The following is a 22,108-nucleotide window of genomic DNA, read 5'->3' on the forward strand; positions in this document are numbered from 1 at the left end:
GATGTAAGGACGTTTTGATGGCCGTTCGCCAAACCCGAATCGCAGGGACATTCTTTCCGGCGACACAGTCGGATCTGGACGCAGAGGTCCAACGCCTCGCGGCGCAATTCGATCGCATGCCCACCGCCTTGCCCGGCGCTCCGATCGCCGTGATCGCGCCGCACGCGGGCTATGCCTATAGCGGCAAACTGGCCGCAGCGGCCTGGAGCTCGACAGCGCGCACAGCGCCAGACCGCATCGCGATCCTGTCACCCTCGCACCATGAGGCCTTCGACGGCCTCGCCGTCCCCACCGGCCACGACGCCGTCGCCGTCCCGCACAAGCGGGTGCGGATCGACACCCGAGCCTGCCAGGCGCTGATCCGCTCGGGGCTGGTCCATGGTTTCGATCGTGCCTTCGAGACAGAGCACGGCATCGACACCCAGTTGCCCTTTGCACATCATTTTCACCCGAAGGTGCCGGTGGTGCCGATCGTGATCGGGCGCTGCGCGGCACAGACGGTGGCCAGGGCGATCGACCGGCTTGCCCGTGTGCGGGGCAGGACGCTCTTCATCCTGTCGAGTGATCTGAGCCACGGCCTGAGCGAGACCGCAGCCAAGCGGTTGGACCGGCAAACGGCGGTGTTCGTCGAAACCGGGCAGGTGGGTCAGATGACGGCTGAGACGGCTTGCGGGTTCAGGGCATTGTCCGGGTGGCTGCTTTCGGCGAAGGGGCGTGGCGCGCGCGCATTGCGGTTCGGGATGCACGCGGCCAGCGGCAATACGGACTGCGTCGTCGGCTATGGAAGCTGGGCGTTTTTTCCGCCGGAGACCGATATTCTCGACACCCCATCGCGAAAGGCTCTGTTGCTGGTGTCCCGCCGGGCCATAGCCTCGCGGCTGGAGAAGGGTGTGCCGCCGGTGGTGAACCCGGACAGCTTTGCGGTGCAGATGCGAACCACGATGGCCTGTTTCGTGTCTCTGAAACGGAACGGGGCGCTGCGCGGCTGTGTCGGGTCGCTCACACCGAAACTGTCTTTGGTGGAAGATGTGGCACAAAATGCGGTCCGCGCCGCTTTCGGGGATCGCCGGTTCCCTGCGCTCACCGCCGCCGAACTGGACCGTTTGGAGGTGAGCATTTCGGTTATGAGCCGCGCCATGCCGCTCGATGTTGCGGACGAGGCGGATCTGATCGCGCAGTTGACGCCCCTGCAAGGCGTCGCGGGCGTAACCCTGCAGGCTGGACCTCGCCGCGGGCTTTTCCTGCCTTCCGTCTGGAGCAGCCTGCCGGAGCCGGAGGCGTTCCTTGCCGCGCTCAAACGGAAAACCGGGCTGGCGCATGTGCCGTGGCATGATGGCATGACCATCGAGACCTTTCACACCGAAGACTTCTCGGATGCAGACTGGGCAGAGGCGGCGGCCTGAAGCTCTGTGGCCTGCGCTCCGGCGAAGATTGCAACAGTTGCGCGCAAAGACGTGATTTGTCTGTGTAGCTGTTCTTGCTGCAAAGTGAACCAGGCAGTCTACCAAGCGGAGGTCAGGATCATGGCGCGCAATGTCTTTTATCGCGATTTCACAGCCTGCAAGGCGTTGGCGCTTGTCACGCTGATGGCCATTGCCGCGTTGATGGGCGAGATGCCGCATCCGGCCAGTGGCGAGGTCCGCGTCGAAAACCCGGTCAAGGAACGGGTGCTTCCAGCCTTCCTGCAGTTCGGCGTCGATTGCGACAAAGCCGAGGCGGGCGTCAACGTATGATGGCGCCTGGCGCGCGTCCGGTCCGTCAGACCGTTACGCCGGTGCCCTGCAAGACCCCGTGTTCCAGCGCATAGCGGGTCAGGCCGGCGGTGCTGGAAATGCCCAGCTTGCGCTTGATGTTCTTGCGGTGCGTCTCCACCGTGCGCACGGAAATATCCAGAACCTGTGCCACTTCCTTGTTCGACTTGCCCTGCGCCAGTTGCAGCAACACCGATTGTTCGCGATTGGTCAGCGGCTCGCGGCTGCCCTCCTGCGGGCTCAGCGCCCCTTCGGCGCCGGTACACAGGTAGCGCTCGCCTGCCATGACCATGTCGATGGCCTGCTTGATTTCGTCGGTTGGCACGTCCTTGAGGACATAGCCCCGCGCGCCATGGTTGAGCGCGGTCGATATGTATTCGGGCGTGTCATGCATGGACAACACAAGGATGCGGGTGTCCGGCCTGCGTTCGAGGATCATCTCGGTCGCTGACAGGCCGCCAAGCCCCGGCATGTTGAGGTCCATCAGGATCACGTCCGGGTCCAGGGTGTCGAGCTGGTCGATCATCTGCTGCCCGTCCGAGAGCGTCGCCAGAACCGCGATGTCGTCATAGCTTTCAAGGATCGCTTCGATGCCTTCGGCCACCATCGGATGATCGTCGACAACGACGACGCGGGTCAGCTTGCTCATGCGTGCACCTTTGTCCTGACTGGCTGGCCTTCTTCTGGAGGCAGAAGGTGGCTCAGCGGAACCTGCGCCTCGATAACGGTCCCGCTCCGGGAGGACAAGATGCGCAGCGTACCGCCAAGCTGATCCATGCGCTCCTGCATGTTGCGCAGCCCGATGCCCTTGCGCGCGGTGCGCGGGGCCGCCTCGATCCCGATGCCGTTGTCGGAAATCCGCAGGGTCGCGCCATCGCGGTGGCCGCGCAGGTCGATCACCACACTGGTCGCGCCGGAGTGCCGCTCGACATTGGTCAGCGCCTCCTGACCGATGCGGTAGAGCGCGATCTTGCTGTCCTGATCGAGCCGGTTGCGAAAGACCACGGTGTCAAACCGGGTCTCAAGGCCGGTGCGGGCCCGGAAATCATCGGTCAGGCTCTTGAGGGCAGGGCCAAGGCCAAGATCGTCCAGAACGCCGGGCCGCAGGTCGCGGCTGATGCGGCGCACCTCGTGAATGGCCTCCTGCAGGTTGTCGATGCCTTTGTTCAGCGTGACTTCGGCGCGTGTGTCGCCCTGCGCGATGCGCCGCCGGGCGACGTCGAGCGCGTATTTGACCCCGACGAGGATCTGGCTGATGCCATCGTGCAGCTCGCGCGCGACACGTCCGCGCTCCTCTTCCTGCGTGTCGAAAACCCGCTGGGTCAGCTCCTTCAACTTGGCATCGGCAAGGCGGCGTTCCCGGATGTTCATCATGACGCCCGAGGCAAAGACAAGAAGAAGCGCGCCGAGTGTGATCACGCCGATATAAAGGAAGGTGCGCTGCACCCGCGTTTCAACCTCCGCCCGGGAGGCGGCGACACTGGCAAGAATGTCGTCGATGAAAACCCCGGTCCCCACGGCCCATCGCCACGACGGGAACGATGTCACATAGGTAATCATCCGAGCCTCCTCGCCGGTGGAAGGCTTGGGCCAGAGGTGCTCGACATAGCCAGCCCCCTGCCGCGCGGTCTCGATGAACTGCTGAACCACCGGCGTGCCTTCGCTGTCGGACAGATCCAGCCAGTTTTGGTTGATCAACTCCGTCTGGCGCGGCGAGACGAGATTGTTGCCGTCATAATCATAGACAAAGAAGAACCCCTCATCGCCGTAGATCATCGCCGCGAGGATCTGCATCACCTGCTGCTTGGCATCCTCGTCCGTCGGCGAGGCGGAGCCATAGACAAAATAGAACCCGTTGCGCGCCTGGGTGACATAATTGCGCAGCTCGCGTTTCTTGGCTTCGATCAGCTGGGTTTCGAGGCTCCGGATCTCGCGATCGGCCAGCGCCCGCGATTGTGCGGCAACAAGCAGCGCTATGGCCGAGACCGCGAGGATCATCGGTACAGAGGCCAGAAGAAAGAGCTTCTGTCCGTAGGATAATCGCAGGCGAGGCAGGACGCGCTTCATTTTGCGTAACCTACGCGAAGAGCTATCGCAGCGAAAGGGGGCGTTCGAGCGGTATCTGCGCAATCGCTCCGTCCTGCGCGCTTTGCGGCCCGGAAAAGGGATCGAACCGTCTCGGGCAAGGCAGGGGCCGTTTGCATTTCGTCAATGTGGATCTTTGGCGTCGCGATTTACCTCTTGTCTGCTGGCTGCGGCCCCCCCCCGTGTCAAGACAGGCACCGACCTCATGACCGGCTTGGAGCGTGTTTCAAAATCGGACAAGGGCCATGTCACAACCCGTTTCCCAGGACGGGATCACGACATTCCGGTTTGCAGTATGCTCCAATAGTGGGATGGGTCGCGAAGGCTGAGAACTTCGACCTGCACCGTTGCCGCACTCGGAAAATTGTCGCTGATCAGGGATATGACGCCTTCTCCCGGTGTATAGAATCCGGTTTGCAGGGGGACATCCGGGTCGTCGGGAACATGGGCAATCCAGATCATTGGTCCGGTCACGCTCTTTATGGCGTCCTGTTCAATTACACCGATGCTTTTTTGCCCATCGGAGAACCTGCCGTCGTCCAGAGTGAGGCCCCTTTGGCCCGTAACGGAGACCGTATTCGCCCGGAACCCGAGCATCTTGCCGCTCAGCATGTTGATGATGCGTGACGGGGCGAGCTGTTCAAACTCAAAATGATCGGGGCCAGGAATCGATTTGAGTCTGAGCCGGATCGGGTCGGTCGGGGGAATGGTGATCCCAAGTCGCCGAATTTCGAACTCCAGATAAAGCGTCACTTCCGTGACCGTCAGGACCTCTGCGCCATTGACGTCCGCGATGTCCAGTTTCGCGGTGGATGGTTTGTCCCGGGCGAGCCTTCCAATGATCGGTCCCGTCCTGGGATTGTGCGCGACCATGTTGTTGTATTTCCATTTGACGACATCGCCGGGTTGGAAGTCGTCGCCCGGATCGCCGGAACCTCCGAAGTTCACGGTTATCGGCTCCGTGCCGAGAAGGTGCATTTTTGCGGCGCAGTTCTTTTTGCCACAAACGCCGCGCGCGCTGTACTTCGTGAAATCATGTCCGGGATAATATGGTTGCACCGTTCGAGTACCCCACTTGGCTCTTGGTTGATAAGGTCTCGGATTTTTAGCGCAGAAACAGTGCTCAAACAATCAGTGGTTGCGCACTGCAGGCGTCGAGTCCGGGATTGCTTTCTACCAATGCGCAGCTTTTGGTTGAATGTGCGGCCCTGAGCCCGGGATCCGGTCAGATTCCTGCCCTAAATCCGTAGCATTGGGTATTTTCTTTGCGCTGGACCCTGCCTAACGTGTCCCCACTTTCAACGATCCGCGCGAGGGGGGAGCTTCGCGCACCGAACTATATCTGGGAGGATATCATATGGATCGCCGTTCTTTTCTTCGCGCCTCGACCGTAGGCGCGGGCGCTGCTGCTGCTGCCTCGACCCTGGCTGCTCCGGCTTATGCACAGGGCAAGCGCACCCTGACCATGGTCACCTCGTGGCCGCGCGGCTTTGCCGTGCTCGATGACGCGGCTTCCTACCTGGAGAGCTTCGTGAACGAGCTTTCCGATGGCCAGCTGACCATCGACAAGAAAGCGCCGGGCGAGCTTGTGGGCGCGCTGGAAGTGTTCGATGCCGTGTCCTCGGGCCAGGCGGACATGTATCACTCCGCCGACTATTACTTCATCGGTCAGCACCCGGGCTATGCCTACTTCACCGCCGTGCCGTTCGGCGGCACCGCGCAGGAAGTGTCGAACTGGTACTACCACGGCGGCGGCGAAGAGCTGCACGATGAGCTGGGCCAGATCTTCAACCTCAAAGGCCTGCTGGCAGGCAACTCCGGCTCGCAGTCCGGTGGTTGGTTCCGCAACGAGATCAAGTCGGCCGACGACTTCAACGGCCTCAAGTTCCGCATGCCGGGTCTCGGCGGCAAGGTGCTCGGCAAGCTCGGTGCCTCCGTTCAGAACATCCCGGGCGGTGAACTGTATCAGGCGCTGTCCTCCGGTGCCCTTGACGGTCTGGAGTGGGTTGGCCCGATGGCCGACGAGCGCGCCGGTTTCCAGGAAGTGGCGAAAGTCTACTACACCGCCGGTTTCCACGAGCCGGGTTCGGCGCTGGCCTCCTCGGTCAACCTCGACGTCTGGAACGAGCTTTCGGATCACCACAAGTCCATCCTGCGTCTTGGTTCGATGGCCGTGACACAGTACCAGCTGGCCGAAACCCTCGCCAACAACGGTGCCGCACTGGCCCGCCTGCAGGCGCAAGGTGTCAAGACACTGCAGTTCTCTGACGACGTGTGGGATGCCTTCGGTGCCGCCTCGAAAGAGGTCATGGACGAGAACATGGGCGACGAGCTGTTCGCCAAGATCCGCGGCTCCTTCGAAACCTCGCTGGCCAATTCCGCAGCCTGGATCCAGAAATCCGACGGTTTCTATGTCGAGCAGCGCGTGCGCGTGCTGGGCGGCTAAGCCTCCACAGCCGGAAAAACAGAAGGCCCCTGCGCGTCAGGGGCCTTTTCGCACATAGGCGCGCCATATCGCGGCGGGCTGCAGGACTTCAAGATAAGGGCCGGAAAACCGGCCGCTCAAGGGGGAAATCATGGAAGAAGAAGGCGCGGTTGGCTTTCTGCCTGCCATGGCTGACTGGCTGGTCTGGATCGTCCAGTCCATTCTGATGGCTTTCTACAATCTCGGATACGCAATCACCCATCCTTCGCTCTGGCTCGACTGGAGCAACAAGGAAGCGATCATGCGCGTCGTCTACTACGGCGGGTCGACCGAGTTTTTCTTTGTCTGTCTCACCACCTTCCTGGTGATCTTCCTTGTCGGGCTGTGGTCCAACCGGTTCCTGTGGAGTGTGGTGGTCGGGCTGGAGCTCTTTGCCAACTCGGTCGGGCGGCTCTTTGCCTGGGCCGGCCTTCTGATGGTGCTGCAGCAGGTGATCATCGTCTTCATGCAGCGGATCTTTACCCGGCCGGACATCGTGTTCGGCTTTGGCATTCCGCTGCAGTTCGACATTTCGTGGTACGCCGAAGAGCTCAAGCTTTACAACGCCATGGTCGTGGCCCTGTGCCTGACCTACACCTTTGTGCAGGGTGGCCACGTGCGGGTGGATCTCGTCTATTCCGCCGTCAGCCACCGGGCAAAGCGGGTCATCGACATGTTCGGCTCGCTCTTCTTCATGATCCCCATGGCGGTGCTGATCTGGATGTACTCCTGGTATTTCCTGTGGCGCTCGCTCATCGTGCCGAAACCCTCGGCCAGCGATCAGCTGGACCGCCTGCTGATGAAATCCCGCGCGCTGCGCTGGAACGTCGAGACCATCGGCTTCAGCCCCAACGGCTTCAACGCCTACTTCCTTTTCAAGATCCTCATGGTGGCGCTCGTCGGCATGATCTTCATCCAGGCCTGGGCCTTCTTCTACCGCTCGTTCCTTGAGTGGAAAGAAGGCGAGGAAAGCGAGGGCAAGTACCTCGACCGGGATGTCCTCGAAGAGGGCGAAGAGCCCTACGACCACGCAGAATTCTGAGGCGGAGACAGACACATGCTATTCGGACTAGATGGCGTCGAGATCGGCCTGATCATCGTCTTTCTCACGCTCTTTTCAGCGATCCTTTCCGGCTTTCCGGTGGCGTTTGCCATCGGCGGCGCAGGGGTCATTTCCTTCGGCATCATCGCCGCGCTCGACAGCGCGGGGCTGCTGATCCATCAGGCCATCGACACGGACAGCGCGGAATACGCGGCGCTGCTTGCGTCGGGGGCCAATGAGGAGATCATATCGATCTTCCGAAATCCGGACTTGCCGCGGATCGGCGTGCCGGTCTTCCCGCAAGGCTGGGAATACGCGTTGGACCGCAACGTCTCCTTCATCGTGAACCGCATCAACGAACGTGTTATCGCGGGCCAGTCCATCGAGACGCTGCTGGCGGTGCTGATGTTCGTTCTGATGGGCATCGTGCTGGAACGCTCCAAGATCGCCAACGATCTGCTGACCACCATGGCGCGGGTCTTTGGTCCGCTTCCGGGTGGTTTGGCCGTGTCGATCGTGGTTGTGGGCGCTTTCCTTGCCGCCTCCACCGGCATTGTTGGCGCGACCGTGGTGACCATGGGCCTGCTCGCCCTGCCGACCATGCTGCGCAACAATTATTCGCCGGAACTGGCGACGGGCGTGATCGCAGCGTCCGGCACGCTGGGTCAGATCATTCCGCCGTCCATCGTGATCGTTTTGCTCGGCACGCTGGCCGGGGATCTCTATTCCGCCGCCCAGGAGGCCCGCGCGGTCGAGGCCGGCTGTACCGATGCGCTGACCTACCTTGGTGAGCCTGCGGTGGTTTCCGTCGGCACGCTGTTCCAGGCGGCGCTTCTGCCCGGCATCCTGCTTGCAGGTCTCTATGCGGCCTATGCGTTCGGTTTTGCGATGTTCAACCCGTCCAAGGCGCCCGCCGTGGAACTGGGGACCAGCAACAACGAGCCGGTGACGCGCGGAGAGGCCTTCACATGGTATCTCGGTGTGCCGGTTGCCCTGATCGCGGGCTTCATGGTCTTCAGCCAGGTCAATGTCGTCGGGTCTCAGGACACCACGATCTCCAGCTTCTCCGACATCGGTGATGCGGCCTCGCTGCGTACCAATGTCGATGCGACCTGTCAGGCCGCGATGATCGAGCTGCACGGCCAGGAGGCCTGGGATACCGCGGTTGCGGAACAGGCGGTCATCGAAGAGGCTGGCGAAAGCACGCAAAGCATGCGGCGCAGCGATGAGGAAATCGAAGCGCTGCGTCTGGCGAAGATCGACGCCGCCGCGCCGATCGGCACCGGTATCGCGCTGATCGCCGTGATGTTCGGCCTGATCCTCGCCATCGCGCGCGGTGTCTCGCCGTCGTCGGAGCCGCTGCCGCTGCTTATTGGTGCTGGCGGCATCGTCCTGGGGCTGCTGGTGGATATCGTCGCGATAACGCCGACAACCTCGGCCGGGGCGACGGTCTTGCTCATGGCTGTGCCTTGGGCGCTCTCGGTCTACGGCGCGTATCATGCCTTCGCACGGTTGGCGCAGAACGAGTTGCTGCGTGTTGTCTTCCCGCCGCTGGTTCTGATTGTCGCGGTGCTGGGGTCCATCCTCGGCGGCATCACCAACCCGACGCCTGCCGCGGCGCTGGGGGCGGCAGGGGCCATCATGCTGGCGGCCTATCGCAAGCTGCGGGACGAGGATCGCAGCCCGAAGGTGATCATCTGGTCGACGCTTGCGGTGATCGTGATGATCCTGATGGGCGTTAACTTTGACCTGCGGATCAACACAGACAGCGTTTCGGTCGAAACCTGGATTGCCTTCGTCTTCACCTACATCGTCTGGCTCTATGCACTGTTCGGCCTGCTGTTCAGCTGCTGGGTGCTGTTCCGGTCCGGGGTGCTGACGCCGGCGGTGCGGGAGACGGCCAAGGTGACGTCGATGGTGTTCACCATCCTGATCGCCTCGCAGCTGCTCAACCTCGTCGTGATCTCTTTCGGGGGCGAGCACTACATTCAGGACTTCCTGAAAAGCTTCGACAACGAGATCAAGGTTTTCCTGATCGTGATGCTGGTGCTCTTCATCCTCGGCTTCGTGCTCGACTTCCTGGAGATCATCTACATCGTTGTGCCTATCGTCGGGCCAGTGATCTACGGCGGCTCGTTCGACCCCAAGTGGGTGACGATCATGATCGCGGTGAACCTGCAGACCTCGTTCCTGACGCCACCCTTCGGCTTTGCGCTGTTCTACCTGCGCGGTGTGGCTCCGAAAGAGGTCACAACGGGTCACATCTATCGCGGGGTGATCCCCTTTGTGCTGATCCAGGTGATGGGACTGGCGATCCTGTGGTTCTTCCCGGGGATCGTGACAATCGTGCCGGACCTTATGCCGAACTGATCACAGACAGATGCACACGCGAAAGGGCCGCCCGATCGGGCGGCCCTTTTGTCATTTGACGGTCCCGGGTACGGCGCGTCTGTCTGGCATGGGTTTGGGCCGGGCTGGCCGCCCGATCAGAGCATTCCGCCGATCAGGACGCCGCGCTTGCCGCTGGCGCCGGCCCGCTCAGGGCCTTCCAGGCATCGAATTGCGACTGGAACACCTTGCCGTTCAGCTCGTCGAGGAAATGCGAGCGTTGCAGCCTGTCCATGACCGGACCCTTGACCTCGGAGAGGTGCATCTGAACGTCCATTTCCTTCAGCCGCCGGTTCAGTTCTTCGAGCGTTTCCAGCGCGCTCATGTCCACTTCGTTCACGGCCGGGAACATCAGGATCACGTGTTTGATCGGCTGATCGCAGGCGACCCGGTTCAGCACGTAATCCTCCAGGAAACGGGCATTGGCGAAGTAAAGGCTCTCGTCGACCCGCAGGGTGACGATGGTCTCGTCGGTTTCAACGTCATGGCGCAGGATATTGCGGAAGTGCTGGGTGCCGGGGACAAGGCCGACCTCGGCGACATGCGGGCGCGACGTCTTGTAGAGGTGCAGCCCGATCGACAACATCACCCCTGCGGAGACACCGGCCTCCACCCCAAAGCCAAGGGTCAGGACAATGGTCGCGGCCACGGCGGCGAAATCGACGCGCGAGTATTTCCACGCCTTCGGCAGGATAGAGAAATCGACAAGCGACAGAACCGCAACGATGATCGTTGCCGCGAGGGTCGCCTTGGGGAGAAAGAAAAGCAGGGGGGTCAGCAGCAACGTGGCGAAGGCGATCCCGACAGCGGTGAAGGCCCCTGCAGCGGGCGTCTCTGCCCCAGCGTCAAAGTTCACCACGGAGCGGGAAAAGCCGCCGGTGACCGGAAAACCGCCGGTCATTGCGGTGGAAATGTTGGAAGCGCCAAGGCCGATAAGCTCCTGGTCGGGGTCAATGCGCTGGCGGCGCTTGGCCGCGAGTGTCTGCGCCACTGAGACGGATTCCACGAAACCGATGATCGAGATCAACAGCCCGGACAGGAACAGCTGTCCCCAGAGGTCCGGCGAAAAGCTCGGCATGGTCAGTGGCGGCAGGCCCATGGGGACCTCTCCGACGATCTTCACGCCATGATCGGCCAGCGAAAAGGCAAAGGTCAGTAGTGTGGTGACGATAACCGCGCCCACCGGACCGGCTTTGGCCAGAATGTCCGCGACACGCGGCTTGAGACCCTTGGCCAGCAGAAGTGGCTTCAGACCTTTGCGCACCCAGAACAGGAACGCGGTGGCCGAGCCGCCGATCAGCAGCGTGATCCAGTTGATATCCCCAAGATGCGCCACCATCGTTTCGATCAGCCCGACCAAGGTATGGCCGTGCATGTCGATGCCAAGGATATGCTTGAGCTGGCTTGCGGCGATCAACACGCCTGAGGCGGTGATAAAACCCGCGATAACAGGATGGCTGAGAAAGTTGGCCAGAAAGCCAAGCCGCAGGATGCCGAGCGACAGCAGGATCACCCCGGAGATAAAGGCCAGGGTCCCGGCGGCCAGCGCAATCTGCACCGGATCGGAAAGTCCGAGGTTGCCGATGGCGGCGGCGGTCATCAGCGAGACAACCGCAACGGGCCCAACGGCCAAGGCGCGGGACGTGCCAAAGATGGCATAGGCGATCAGCGGTAGGATCGACGCATAAAGCCCCATTTCGGCAGGCAAACCCGCCAGCAGGGCATAGGCCAAAGACTGCGGGATCAGCATGATTGTCACGATCACGGCCGCCACGAGGTCCGATGTCAGCGTATCCTTGTCATAGGTCCTGGCCCAGCCAAGGATCGGCAAATAGCGGGAAAGGCGGCGGGCGGGAGTGCGAGGCGTCTGCATGGGCGGTGTCCTGTATCGCCGAGCCGAATGCGACTCGTGTCTTGCGCTTTGTCACCTCTATATATTCAAAAATATGAATTTTAAAAGGCCAAACGCGGGCAGGCTTTGAAAATGTCCTGGCGGGCAGGGGAATCCCGCCCGCCTTTCGCTGAATCTGCCGAACGCATCAGGCAGGCCAAGGGCTCATTTGGCCGAAACGGTTTCCGGCCTGGCCATCCACTCCTTGCCGCGCAGCATGGCCTTCCAATAGACGGGCGGCAGGATCTGCTCCTTGAGCAACCATGCCGCACGGGTTGGCCGGGTGCCGTCGATGAGCCATTTCGGGAAACTTGGCAGCAACGTGCCGCCATAGCCGAACTCGGCCAGAACGATCTTGCCGCGCTCCACGGTCAGCGGGCAGGAGCCATAGCCGTTGTAGACCGAGACGGGAGATTTGCCGTCGATATCCGCCGCGACGTTGTTGGCCACCACCGGGGCCTGCATCCGCGCCGCCGCCGCGGTCTTGGCGTTGGGCGCGTTCATCACATCGCCAAGGCTCCAGATGTTGTCATAGGTCTTGTGCCGCAACGTGCTTTGATCCACGTCGACCCACCCTGCGGCATCGGCCAGCGGCGAGACACGGATGAAATTCGGCGCCGTTTGTGGCGGGCAGACGTGCATCATGTCAAAATCGACGGTGACTTCGGCGTGGGCCGTCTCGGGCTTGGCGACCTTGAAGGTGGCGGTCTTCGACGGTCCGTCCACACGCACCAGCGTATGAAAAAAATTCAGAGTGGCGTCGTATTTCCGGATGTATTCCTCCAGAGCCGGAACATAATCCTTCACCCCGAAGAGCACGCCGCCCGCGTTCATGAACTGGATGTCGATTTTCTTCAGCGCCCCGTTCCGGAACCAGTGATCACCGGACAGATACAGCGCCTTCTGCGGGGCACCGGCGCATTTGATCGGCATCGGCGGCTGCGTAAAGAGGGCGCGTCCCTGTTTCAGGCCCTGCACCAATTCCCAAGTGTAAGGCGCGAGGTCGTACCGGTAATTCGAGGTGACGCCATTCTTGCCAAGCGTGTCGACCAGGCCCTCGACCCCATGCCAATCCAGCTTGAGACCCGGACAGACGATCAATCGGTCGTATTTCACCACGCGGCACCCATCGAGGATGACTGCGTTGTTCTGCGGCTCGAAGGCGGCCACGGCGGATTTGACCCAGTGCACGCCCTTGGGGATCAGGCTGCCCATGGTGCGCACGGTGCTTTCGGCCTCGAAGATGCCCGCGCCAACCATGGTCCAGCCGGGCTGATAGTAATGCACATCCGCCGGGTCGATCACGGCAACACTCAGGGTTGGCTTGCGCGCCCGCAGACTGGCCGAGACGGCAATGCCCGCGGCACCGCCGCCGACGACAACCACATCGAATTTCGCGTCGCCGTCATCGGTTGGCGTCTTGCCTCCGTTCACAATGCGGCGCACCACACCAGCCATGTCATAGCCCGCCGCCTTCGTGGCCTGAAGGATTTCCGCCGTGCTCAGGGTTTTGGCCTGGCTCAGGGACCACAGCGTGGCCGAGCGCGTCCCCGTGCGGCAATAGGCCAGAACCGGGCCGGGCAGGGCGCGCAACGCGGCGCCGAAGTCCTCCGCATCCTGATCCGAGACCGTGCCCCCGGCAATCGGGAGATAGCGCACCTGCAGCCCGGCCTGTGCGGCGGCGGCGGCGATTTCGTCGAAACTTGGCTGATCCGGGCCTTCGCCATCGGGGCGGTTGCAGATCACAGCGTTGTATCCGGCGGCGGCAACAGCGGGCAAATCGGATGGCGCGATCTGCGGCGATACGGTGATGTCATCGGTGATTTTCTTGAATTCCACGGCGCATCTCCTCGATACTGCGGTACAGGACGGTGCGCTTTCTTTACATTCAATCATTCGAATGCGATATAGGCCATGGCGTCGCATGCCACGGTATCCACTCCGTCATGCGCCATGGCTGGTGATTTCGCCAACGGCATGATTCTGCGTCTCGGCATGCCAATGAATTGGCAATCCTTGCATCTTTGGTCGCAATGACCGGCTTTGAGTGTATTTTTAGGCCGATTGCCTCTTAACTCTCTGTTAACCTGCGGTTGTGCCACGCGCACATATCCACTTACAGGGAGACAAGAACAATGAATAACAAGATTGTCGTCGCATACGACGGCAGCGCGGCCGCAACCCGGGCCCTGGCCTTTGCCACCGGTCTTGCGAAAGCGCAGGGGAGCAGTGTGCTGATTGTGCATGTGCTTGAATGGTCGCCTTATTCCTTCCTGACACCGACGGAACTCGAAGAGCGGCACGCCAGGCGCAAAGAGGAAATCGCCCGCGCCGAAACCGCGATTGTCGCCCCGGCCAAGGCCGAAGCGGAAAAGAGCGGCGTCGCCGTCGAAACTGCCATCCGGTACGGCCATATTGCCGAAACCCTGTGCAAGATCGCCGTCAGCAGCGAAGCCACTCAACTGGTGATCGGGCGGGACGGGCAGTCATCCTTTGGTGCGCGGGTGTTCGGCTCTGTGGCTGGCAGCCTCGTGCAGATTGCTCCGGTGCCTTGCACCATCGTTCCCTGAGACCCGCGCTTTCAAAGAACAGGACAGTATTCATGCACACACTCACAAAACAGGCGATTTTTACCGCCACAGGGCTGACAGCCCTTGCCGCGCCGACACTGGCCGTAGCGCAATCCATTGATGAAAAAGTAAACGCCGGTTTCGCGAACGCCACCGGCTGGTTCGTCAACCTGATCTTCATGCCGTTCCCGGGAACCTCCTTTCCCTGGATCGTGGCATGGCTGGTCACTGCGGCGACCATCTTCACGATCTACTTCGGGTTTATCCAGTTCCGCGCCGCCGGCCATTCGATCTCGCTGGTCAAAGGCGATTACTCCGATCCCGATGACGCAGGCGAGGTCAGCCACTTTCAGGCCCTCGCCACCGCGCTCTCCGGCACCGTTGGCCTCGGCAACATTGCGGGCGTTGCGGTGGCCGTGGGCATCGGCGGTCCGGGGGCAACCTTCTGGATGATTCTGGCCGGCCTGATGGGCATGGCGTCGAAATTCACCGAGTGTACGCTGGGCGTCAAATACCGCAATGAATATGCGGACGGCACCGTTTCGGGCGGTCCGATGTATTACCTGACCAAGGGCTTTGCCGAGCGCGGCCTGCCGGGCGGGCGGTTTCTTGCGGTGATGTTCTCGATCTTCTGTATTCTTGGCGCACTCGGCGGCGGCAACATGTTCCAATCCAATCAGGCGCATCAGCAGATCGCCGGGATCGTCGGCGACTACCCCGGTTGGATCACCGGCGTCATCTTTGCAATCATCGTCTTTCTGGTGATTGTCGGCGGGCTGCAGTCCATTGCAAAGGTCACGGAAAAGATCGTGCCTTTCATGGGCGTGCTCTACGTGCTTGCGGCTTTGGTCATCATCTTGCTGAACGCGGATCAGATCGGTTGGGCCTTCGGCCAGATCTTCGAAGGGGCCTTCACCGGCCTTGGCGTTGCGGGCGGTATGGTTGGCGCGCTGATCCAGGGCTTCAAGCGGGCGGCCTTCTCGAACGAGGCGGGCGTCGGCTCGGCGGCGATTGCGCACTCTGCCGTTCGGACCAAGGAGCCGATCACCGAGGGCTTTGTGTCCCTGCTTGAACCGTTCATCGACACGGTGGTGATCTGTACCATGACCGCCCTGGTGATCATCATCACCGGCCAGCTCGCCATGGATCCGGAAACCGGCCTCTACATTGTCGAAGATGGTGCGATCAAGACGGTCTCCGGCGCCTCTGGCGTGGGGCTGACCTCGGCCGCCTTTGGCTCCGCAATCAGCTGGTTCCCCTATGTTCTGGCGCTGGCGGTTGTGCTCTTTGCCTTCTCGACCATGATCTCGTGGAGCTACTACGGGCTGAAAGCCTGGACCTACCTCTTCGGCGAGGGCAAAGCCAAGGAGATCACCTTCAAGGTCATCTTCTGCATCTTTGTCGTCATCGGCGCGGCGGCTAACCTTGGCCCGGTCATCGACTTCTCCGATGCGGCGATCTTTGCCATGGCGGTTGTCAACATCTTTGGCCTCTACTTCCTGATGCCGATCGTGAAGCGCGAGCTGGACAGCTACTGGTCGCGCCTTAAGTCCGGCGAAATCAAGAAGTTCACCAACTGATCGTGAGCTGGAGACAAACGGAAAAGGGCTGCCCTTAGGCGGCCCTTTTTTGTTTTGGCGGTTTCGGGCGGCGGACCCTCTGCGGTTGCGCATTAACCTGAAATTAACCAAAAGTCTCAGAATTGCCGCAGGGTCAACTTTTCTCTGCCAACAACAATGGGCAATTTTGATGCTACCGGTAGAGTTTCCGGAAACAATCTTTGTAACGCGTAAAGGCAGGTAGGCCCATGGTACAAGAGCACTCCAGACCCGGTAGAACCCGGCGACCCACATCTGGAAAATCCGGAAGTCGATTTTACCACAGCCATTGGCTGCGCAAGGCTTTCCTGCTGTCAGCGACGATGATCCTGACACCGGTGCTGCCGGCTCTCATCGGCTGACGGTACGGACCCGGACCGGGTCGACCTCTCTCTCAGGGTTTGCTCATCCCCGTGTGTCGGGGAAGGAAATATTGGCCACCTGCTCGGCGATCGGATCGGTCGACAGCGGGTGGCTTTCGTTTTCATAGGCGCTTTCGTCCTGCAACGGCTCCCATTGGCCGCCGCGATAGATCTCGACGGCGTCGAATTGGGCCTTGTAGCCCATCTTGTCCGATCCGGGCACCCAGTAGCCGAGATAGACGTATGGAAGGCCGGCTTCGCGCGCAATTTCGATATGATCGAGAATCATCCACGTGCCGAGCGAGGCGCTGCGCAGGGCGGGCTCATAGAAGGAATAGACCATCGAGAGCCCGTCATCGAGCATATCGGTCAGGCAAACGGCGGCGAGCGTGTCGCTTGCGCCGTCGATATATTCGATCACGCGGCTGCGGATCGGGGTTTCCTCGACCATGGCTGCGAATTCGAAGACATCCATGTCCGCCATCCCGCCATCCGCATGCCGCGTATCGAGATAGCGGCGGAAGAGGTCATACTGCTCTTCCGTGGCCCAGGGACTCGTGGCCCGGCGCGTGAGATAGGCGTTCTTTTTCAATGTGCGGCGCTGGCTACGCGAGGGTTTGAAGCGCGACACGTCGATCCGGGCGGACAGACAGGCGGCGCAATCCGAGCAAGACGGACGATAGAGCACGTTCTGCGAGCGCCGGAAGCCCTGCTTCGACAGCGTGTCATTCAGCTTCTGGGCGTTCTCGCCTTGCAGAGCGGTAAACAATTTCCGCTCCATCCGGCCCTTGAGATAAGGGCAGGGCTGCGGAGCCGTCACGTAGAACTGCGGCGCGATTGGCAAGGAATGACGCATGAATAGAACAAGACTCGTTGTTTGATCCAAACGGTAGCAAGGAAAAAATTCTACGCCAACCCCCCTGACAACAGGTAAACCCCGCCGAGGCGGGGTTTTTGTTAGCGTTTGGTTAACCTTCGGCCGAGATCCGCGTATCAGGCGCGGCGGTTGAGGGCGACGCTGTTCATGACCAGATCGGTCAGACCCTGGCCGCGTTCGGTGGCGAACATCATGACAACCGAGATCAACTGTAGCGGGAAAACCGCGAGGGAGATTGTATAGCCAAGCGTGTGCAGGAAGGCCTGGCTCAAATCAAATCGGTGGCCGCGCGCGTCGCGGAACTCGATTGCCATCATGCGCATGCCCCAGGTCGCCGAGCCACCGGCGATGGTGGCCACGCGGTAGAGAAAACTGACGATGGCAAAGAGCGGCGCGAGGAAGAATGCCGCCAGGCCAACGGTGAAAATGAGGATTGGCAGCATGAAAATGCAGACGATGATGAAGTCGATCACCCAGGCCAGGCCGCGCTTGATCGCGACGCCTTCATAGAAAGCGGATTGGTGCTGGGGGTCCGGCAGGTGGGTGTAGGTGTCGCTGTACATGGTGTCCCTGAGTGTAAGGTGTAAAGCGGCCCCGGGGAAGGGGCCGCGTTGGAATGGCGCCGATCAGGCGTCTTCGGAGGTTTTCGCCTGCTCGGCCGCGCGCTTTTCGCGGTCGTCCATGAACTGGTCGAACTCGGCCTTGTCCTTGGCATCGCGCAGGCGCTGGAGGAAGGCTTCAAAGGCGTCCTGCTCGTCGAGAAGACGGCGGAGCGTTTCTTCCTTGTAGGCGTCGAATGCGTTGTTTCCGCTCGATTTCATCGCGCCGAATGCAGACCGGCGGTGGCTGCGGGTGCCGGTGTTGCGGCAGGACTTGCTGAACATGCGTTTGCTCCAGATCATATAGGCCAGAAGGGCGAGGCCGACGGGCCAGAAGAAGATAAATCCGAGAACCATGGCTGCGATCCACGCGCCTTTTCCGCGCTGATCAAGCCAGGCCTCAGTCCGCGAGAGCCAGCCGGATGCGGCGGGAACGTCTGCGGTATAGGTGGCGGTGGTCATGTCTCTCTCCGTTTCGGGTTGTGTATGTGAATGTCTTTCACATTACATCAGATCGGGATTGCACGCCGGGCTTTCAAGGCTTGATGTGAATGTTTTTTACATTTGTTAGAAAACGCCAGTGCCGTCAGACGTTTACTTCCGTGCCGCGGGAGATGCCGCCCCGGCGGCGGCGCTGATTGCACCGGTCAGCGTTTGTGCGGGCGCCACAGGCCGCGCACAGATCAAAACGTGGGGCTCAGGACGCAGCACCGGGTCACGGATATCCAAGAACACAGGGCACACTGCGCCGTCCGGCGGCTGGGCTTGGTCGAGCCGGGGAGTTGGATATTGTTACAGAGAAGAAGCAGCCGGAACGGGACCGATCCGTTGGTTCGGGCATTCTTGCCCGTATTACAGGTTATTCGGTGAAATCGGCGATCATGGCGCCGGTCAGTCCGGGCAACTGGGCGGGATCGAGCGGGAAGACGTGGCGCGGGGTGCCCGCCGCGGCCCAGACCACGTCGAAATCCAGCAGGCGCGGGTCGAGCCAGGCGCGGATCGGATTCATATGGCCGAGCGGGGAGACGCCGCCGATGGCGAAGCCGGTCTGGCTGCGGATCAGGGCGGCGTCGGCCTTGCCCAGAGGCTCGCCCGCGAGGGCGGTGGCCTTGGTTGCGCTGACCTTGTTGCCGCCGGCGGTGAGAAAGAGCACCGCGTCGCCGGTGGCTTCGGCCCGGAAGATGATGGACTTGGCGATCTGATCCACGGCGCAGCCGACGCTGTCCGCGGCCTCCTGAGCGGTGCGGGCCTGACCGACCTCGCGGATACCATCTTCGAGACCGGCGGCTTCGATGGCACGGCGCACGCGGGCAAGACTTTTGCTCATGGTGGGATCTCCTGATCGTAACTGGCCAAACCCTGCGGTCTGCGTGTGAAGGGTGCAAGGGGTGTTGCCCTTTTCCCTCCGGCATGGCCATCTGCGGGCATGACCCTGACTTCGCACATCACGCGCATGCCGCGCCCGTTTGAGACCGACCGCGCCGCCGAGGCGCGCGCTGCCTGTGGCTGGGCCGATGGCCCGCTTGCCGATCTGATCGGGGGTGTTGGGGGCACTGCGCCCTATCTCAAGGGATTGATCGAGCGAGAGGGAGCTTGGCTCGAAGGTGCGGTCGAGGACCCGGGCGCGGCGGTGCGGACCCTGCGCGCGGAAATGCTGGCGTTGCCGTTCGATGCGGTGAGCGGCGGGCTGCGACAGGCCAAGCGGCGGCTGGCGCTGATCAGCGCGCTGTGCGATCTGGCCGGGGCCTGGACGCTGGAGGAGGTCACCGGCGCGCTCACCGATTTTGCCGATACCGCCGTGCAGGTGGCGTTACGCGCGGCGATTGCTCATGAAATCAAGCGTAGCAAGCTGCCCGGGGCGACGGACGGCGATCTGGAGACCGCAGGCGGTATGGTGGCGCTCGCCATGGGCAAGATGGGCGCGGGCGAGCTGAATTACAGCTCGGACATCGACCTGATCTGCCTGTTTGACGAGACGCGCTATGACCCGGGAGACTATCATGAGGCGCGTGCCAGTCTTGTCCGGGCGACGCGGAAGATGGCCCAGACCCTGAGCGAGCAGACCGGCGAGGGCTATGTGCTGCGCACCGATCTGCGGCTGCGGCCCGATCCCGCCGTTACGCCGGTCTGCATGGCAATGGAAGCGGCCGAGCGGTATTACGAGAGCCTTGGGCGGACGTGGGAGCGCGCCGCCTATATCAAGGCGCGGCCTGCTGCGGGGGATCTGGAGGCCGGGTCGCGGTTCTTGCAGATGCTGACGCCGTTCGTCTGGCGCAAGCATCTGGACTTCGCCGCCATCCAGGACGCCCATGACATGCGACTGCGTATTCGCGAGCACAAGGGGCTGGGTGGGCCGATCACCCTGCCGGGGCACAACATGAAGCTCGGGCGCGGCGGTATTCGCGAAATCGAGTTCTTTACCCAGACCCGGCAGCTTATCGCCGGGGGGCGCGATCCGGATCTGCGGGCACGGGGCACGGTGCCGGGGCTGCGGGCGCTGGCGTCCAAGGGATGGATCCCGGAGGAGGTGGCGGAGACGCTGGCCGAACATTACCGCTTTCACCGCGAGGTCGAGCACCGGGTGCAGATGCTGCGCGACGCGCAGACCCATGATCTGCCGCAATCGCCCGCGGGCTTCGAACGGCTGGCCTGTCTGATGGGGCGCGATCTGGGGGATCTGGAGCGCGATCTGACCGAGCGGCTGACAGAGGTGCACAGCCTGACCGAGAGCTTCTTTGCCCCCGACGAAAGTGGCGGCGAGGAGGATGAGCCGAAGCTCGCCGAGAGCGAGATCGTCAAGCGTTGGCCGACCTACCCGGCGCTCCGCTCGGAGCGGGCCGTGACGATTTTCCGGCGGCTGCGTCCGGACATCCTGCGGCGGCTCGCTCAAACCGCCAAACCGGACGAGGCGCTTGTGGCGTTTGACGGGTTCTTGTCGGGATTGCCGGCGGGGGTGCAGCTGTTTTCGCTGTTCGAGGCCAATCCGCAACTGGTCGACCTGCTGATCGACATTGTCGGCACCTCGCCGGATCTGGCGCGGCATCTGGCGCGCAATTCGGGGGTGTTCGATGCGGTGATCGGGGGCGGGTTCTTTGCGCCCTGGCCGGGATTGGCGGCGCTGCGGGCGGAGCTGGCGGATATGCTGGCGCGCGAGGACGATTACGAGCGGTGTCTGGATCTGGCGCGGCGCTGGGGCAAGGAATGGCATTTCTGCGTCGGAGTGCATTTGCTGCGCGGGTTGATGGAGCCGGAGGAGGCGGGGCAGGCCTATGCGCATCTGGCCGAGGCGACGCTTTCGGCGCTGTTGCCGGTGGTTCAGGCGGAATTCGCGCGCAAGCATGGCGCCGCGCCTGGGCGCGGGGCGGTGGTGCTTGGTATGGGCAGCCTTGGCTCGGCGCGGCTGCATGCGCGCTCCGATCTCGATGTGATCGTGATATATGATCCCGATGGAGTCGAGGAGTCGGAGGGACGCAGGCCGCTGCCGTCGCGGACCTATTACGCGCGGCTCACGCAGGCGTTGATCACCGCCATGACGGCACCGATGGCGGAGGGCAAGCTCTACGAGGTGGATATGCGCCTGCGCCCATCGGGGAATCAGGGGCCGGTGGCGACATCCTTTTCGGCCTTCCGGCAGTATCAGGACGGCGAGGCGTGGACCTGGGAGCATTTGGCTTTGACGCGGGCGCGGGTGGTCGCAGGCCCCGAGGCGCTGGCGGCGGATGTGGAGGCGTTTCGTCTGGAGTTGTTGGGGCGGGCTCGGGAGCCCGGTCCCGTCCTCCAGGCGCTGGCCGTGATGCGGGCGCGGATCCGGGCGGCCAAGGGGACGGGCGGCCCGTGGGAGGCCAAGCTTGGCCCGGGCCGCATGCAGGACATAGAATTGGTGGCGCAGGCGGCGTCGCTGATCGCGGGCAAGCCGGTGCGGCAGGTGCCGCGCGCCTTGTTGCTGGCGGATTGGCTCGGTGCTGAGGGTCAGCAGGCGCTGCGCCATGCGTACGGGCTGGCCTGGGCGATCCAGATCGGCGCAAGGCTGGTCAGTGAAAAGCCTTTGGAGCCGGAGGAGCTTGGCACCGGGGGCTGCGCTTTCCTGACACGGTTGACGGGATATAAGGATATGACGGCTTTGCAGGCGGCGTTTGCCGAGGCCTGCGCGGCAGCGGCGGCTCATATTGATGCGGTCTTGCCTGATGTGGAGAGCGAAGAATGAAGGGTGATGCACTGGACCCCAAGGGGCTGATAACGGAGGCTTACCGGATCGAGGGGATCACGGTCTCCGAATGTCGGTCGATCTTTCTCGACTGGGCCTTGTCGGTGCCGGTGGATGTGGACACCGGGGCCCTGATCGGTACGCTTCTGGCGCGGTTTGAGCCGGAGGCGCCAGAGCATCCGATGACCGGCGTTCTGCGCGAGGGCCTGGACAAGATGACAACGCCGCGCCGCCGGGGCGGATATCGCGCGCGCGATCGCGGCTGAACCCGCTGGCC

18 protein-coding genes are annotated in these 22,108 nt (G+C 62.3%); 9 read left to right on the forward strand and 9 right to left on the reverse strand.

Features of this window, described 5'->3' with window-relative positions; all coding sequences use genetic code 11:
• Window positions 1-17 precede the first annotated feature (17 nt).
• Window positions 18-1,403 carry an AmmeMemoRadiSam system protein A gene (amrA, locus tag ACN2XU_RS04420; RefSeq protein WP_419409189.1) on the forward strand — a complete coding sequence of 462 codons (1,386 nt, stop codon included), beginning with the start codon at window positions 18-20 and terminating at the stop codon, window positions 1,401-1,403.
• A 120-nt stretch (window positions 1,404-1,523) separates the two neighbouring features.
• On the forward strand, window positions 1,524-1,733 hold the full coding sequence (locus ACN2XU_RS04425) for a hypothetical protein (RefSeq protein ID WP_419409190.1): 210 nt from the start codon (window positions 1,524-1,526) through the stop codon (window positions 1,731-1,733).
• Window positions 1,734-1,758: 25 nt separating this feature from the next.
• Here ACN2XU_RS04425 and ACN2XU_RS04430 read toward each other — a convergent pair whose 3' ends face one another.
• The 3 genes from ACN2XU_RS04430 to ACN2XU_RS04440 form a co-directional block, all read right to left on the reverse strand.
• Window positions 1,759-2,400, reverse strand: coding sequence for a response regulator transcription factor (locus ACN2XU_RS04430; protein WP_419409191.1), 642 nt, complete (start codon window positions 2,398-2,400; stop codon window positions 1,759-1,761).
• Window positions 2,397-3,818 (reverse strand): cache domain-containing protein, encoded by a 1,422-nt coding sequence (locus ACN2XU_RS04435; RefSeq protein WP_419409192.1) that lies wholly within the window; start codon window positions 3,816-3,818, stop codon window positions 2,397-2,399. The genes ACN2XU_RS04430 and ACN2XU_RS04435 overlap by 4 nt, the downstream gene beginning before the upstream one ends.
• A gap of 291 nt (window positions 3,819-4,109) precedes the next feature.
• A complete protein-coding gene (locus tag ACN2XU_RS04440; protein ID WP_419409193.1) occupies window positions 4,110-4,967 on the reverse strand; it encodes a hypothetical protein in 858 nt (285 codons plus the stop codon).
• A 226-nt stretch (window positions 4,968-5,193) separates the two neighbouring features.
• Here ACN2XU_RS04440 and ACN2XU_RS04445 point away from each other — a divergent pair, with 226 nt between their 5' ends.
• From ACN2XU_RS04445 to ACN2XU_RS04455, 3 genes are all read left to right on the forward strand, one after another.
• A complete protein-coding gene (locus ACN2XU_RS04445; protein WP_419409194.1) occupies window positions 5,194-6,282 on the forward strand; it encodes a TRAP transporter substrate-binding protein in 1,089 nt (362 codons plus the stop codon).
• Between the two features lie 130 nt (window positions 6,283-6,412).
• Window positions 6,413-7,342, forward strand: a complete 930-nt coding sequence (locus ACN2XU_RS04450; RefSeq protein WP_419409195.1) for a TRAP transporter small permease subunit — start codon at window positions 6,413-6,415, stop codon at window positions 7,340-7,342.
• Window positions 7,343-7,357: 15 nt separating this feature from the next.
• Window positions 7,358-9,712, forward strand: a complete 2,355-nt coding sequence (locus ACN2XU_RS04455; RefSeq protein ID WP_419409196.1) for a TRAP transporter large permease — start codon at window positions 7,358-7,360, stop codon at window positions 9,710-9,712.
• Between the two features lie 133 nt (window positions 9,713-9,845).
• Here ACN2XU_RS04455 and ACN2XU_RS04460 read toward each other — a convergent pair whose 3' ends face one another.
• Both ACN2XU_RS04460 and ACN2XU_RS04465 read right to left on the reverse strand, forming a co-directional pair.
• The gene (locus ACN2XU_RS04460) at window positions 9,846-11,603 is read right to left on the reverse strand and encodes a SulP family inorganic anion transporter (protein WP_419409197.1); all 1,758 of its coding nucleotides are present in this window, start codon (window positions 11,601-11,603) and stop codon (window positions 9,846-9,848) included.
• 183 nt (window positions 11,604-11,786) lie between these two features.
• Entirely contained in the window at window positions 11,787-13,460 is a 1,674-nt protein-coding gene (locus ACN2XU_RS04465) for a bifunctional protein tyrosine phosphatase family protein/NAD(P)/FAD-dependent oxidoreductase (RefSeq protein ID WP_419409198.1), read from the reverse strand.
• 296 nt (window positions 13,461-13,756) lie between these two features.
• On the opposite strand from ACN2XU_RS04465, the gene ACN2XU_RS04470 reads away from it, so the two are divergent.
• Complete coding sequence (locus ACN2XU_RS04470) at window positions 13,757-14,191, forward strand: universal stress protein (RefSeq protein ID WP_419409199.1); 435 nt, start codon at window positions 13,757-13,759, stop codon at window positions 14,189-14,191.
• Window positions 14,192-14,223: 32 nt separating this feature from the next.
• Window positions 14,224-15,771, forward strand: coding sequence for an alanine/glycine:cation symporter family protein (locus ACN2XU_RS04475; RefSeq protein WP_419409200.1), 1,548 nt, complete (start codon window positions 14,224-14,226; stop codon window positions 15,769-15,771).
• Window positions 15,772-16,194: 423 nt separating this feature from the next.
• Here ACN2XU_RS04475 and ACN2XU_RS04480 read toward each other — a convergent pair whose 3' ends face one another.
• From ACN2XU_RS04480 to ACN2XU_RS04495, 4 genes are all read right to left on the reverse strand, one after another.
• Entirely contained in the window at window positions 16,195-17,007 is an 813-nt protein-coding gene (locus ACN2XU_RS04480; RefSeq protein WP_419409201.1) for an arginyltransferase, read from the reverse strand.
• A 137-nt stretch (window positions 17,008-17,144) separates the two neighbouring features.
• Entirely contained in the window at window positions 17,145-17,591 is a 447-nt protein-coding gene (locus ACN2XU_RS04485; RefSeq protein ID WP_419409202.1) for an RDD family protein, read from the reverse strand.
• Between the two features lie 63 nt (window positions 17,592-17,654).
• The gene (locus tag ACN2XU_RS04490; protein WP_419409203.1) at window positions 17,655-18,089 is read right to left on the reverse strand and encodes a DUF2852 domain-containing protein; all 435 of its coding nucleotides are present in this window, start codon (window positions 18,087-18,089) and stop codon (window positions 17,655-17,657) included.
• 397 nt (window positions 18,090-18,486) lie between these two features.
• A complete protein-coding gene (locus ACN2XU_RS04495) occupies window positions 18,487-18,954 on the reverse strand; it encodes a YbaK/EbsC family protein (RefSeq protein WP_419409204.1) in 468 nt (155 codons plus the stop codon).
• 99 nt (window positions 18,955-19,053) lie between these two features.
• Between ACN2XU_RS04495 and ACN2XU_RS04500 the strand changes: the two genes are divergently transcribed.
• Window positions 19,054-21,831: a bifunctional [glutamine synthetase] adenylyltransferase/[glutamine synthetase]-adenylyl-L-tyrosine phosphorylase gene (locus ACN2XU_RS04500; RefSeq protein ID WP_419409205.1), complete on the forward strand. Its 2,778-nt coding sequence runs from the start codon at window positions 19,054-19,056 to the stop codon at window positions 21,829-21,831.
• The gene (locus ACN2XU_RS04505) at window positions 21,828-22,097 is read left to right on the forward strand and encodes a hypothetical protein (protein WP_419409206.1); all 270 of its coding nucleotides are present in this window, start codon (window positions 21,828-21,830) and stop codon (window positions 22,095-22,097) included. Before ACN2XU_RS04500 ends, ACN2XU_RS04505 begins: the two co-directional genes overlap by 4 nt.
• The last annotated feature ends 11 nt before the right edge of the window (window positions 22,098-22,108 follow it).

Origin of the sequence: Pacificoceanicola niger (assembly GCF_048553275.1) — a bacterium.
Taxonomy (GTDB): domain Bacteria; phylum Pseudomonadota; class Alphaproteobacteria; order Rhodobacterales; family Rhodobacteraceae; genus Pacificoceanicola.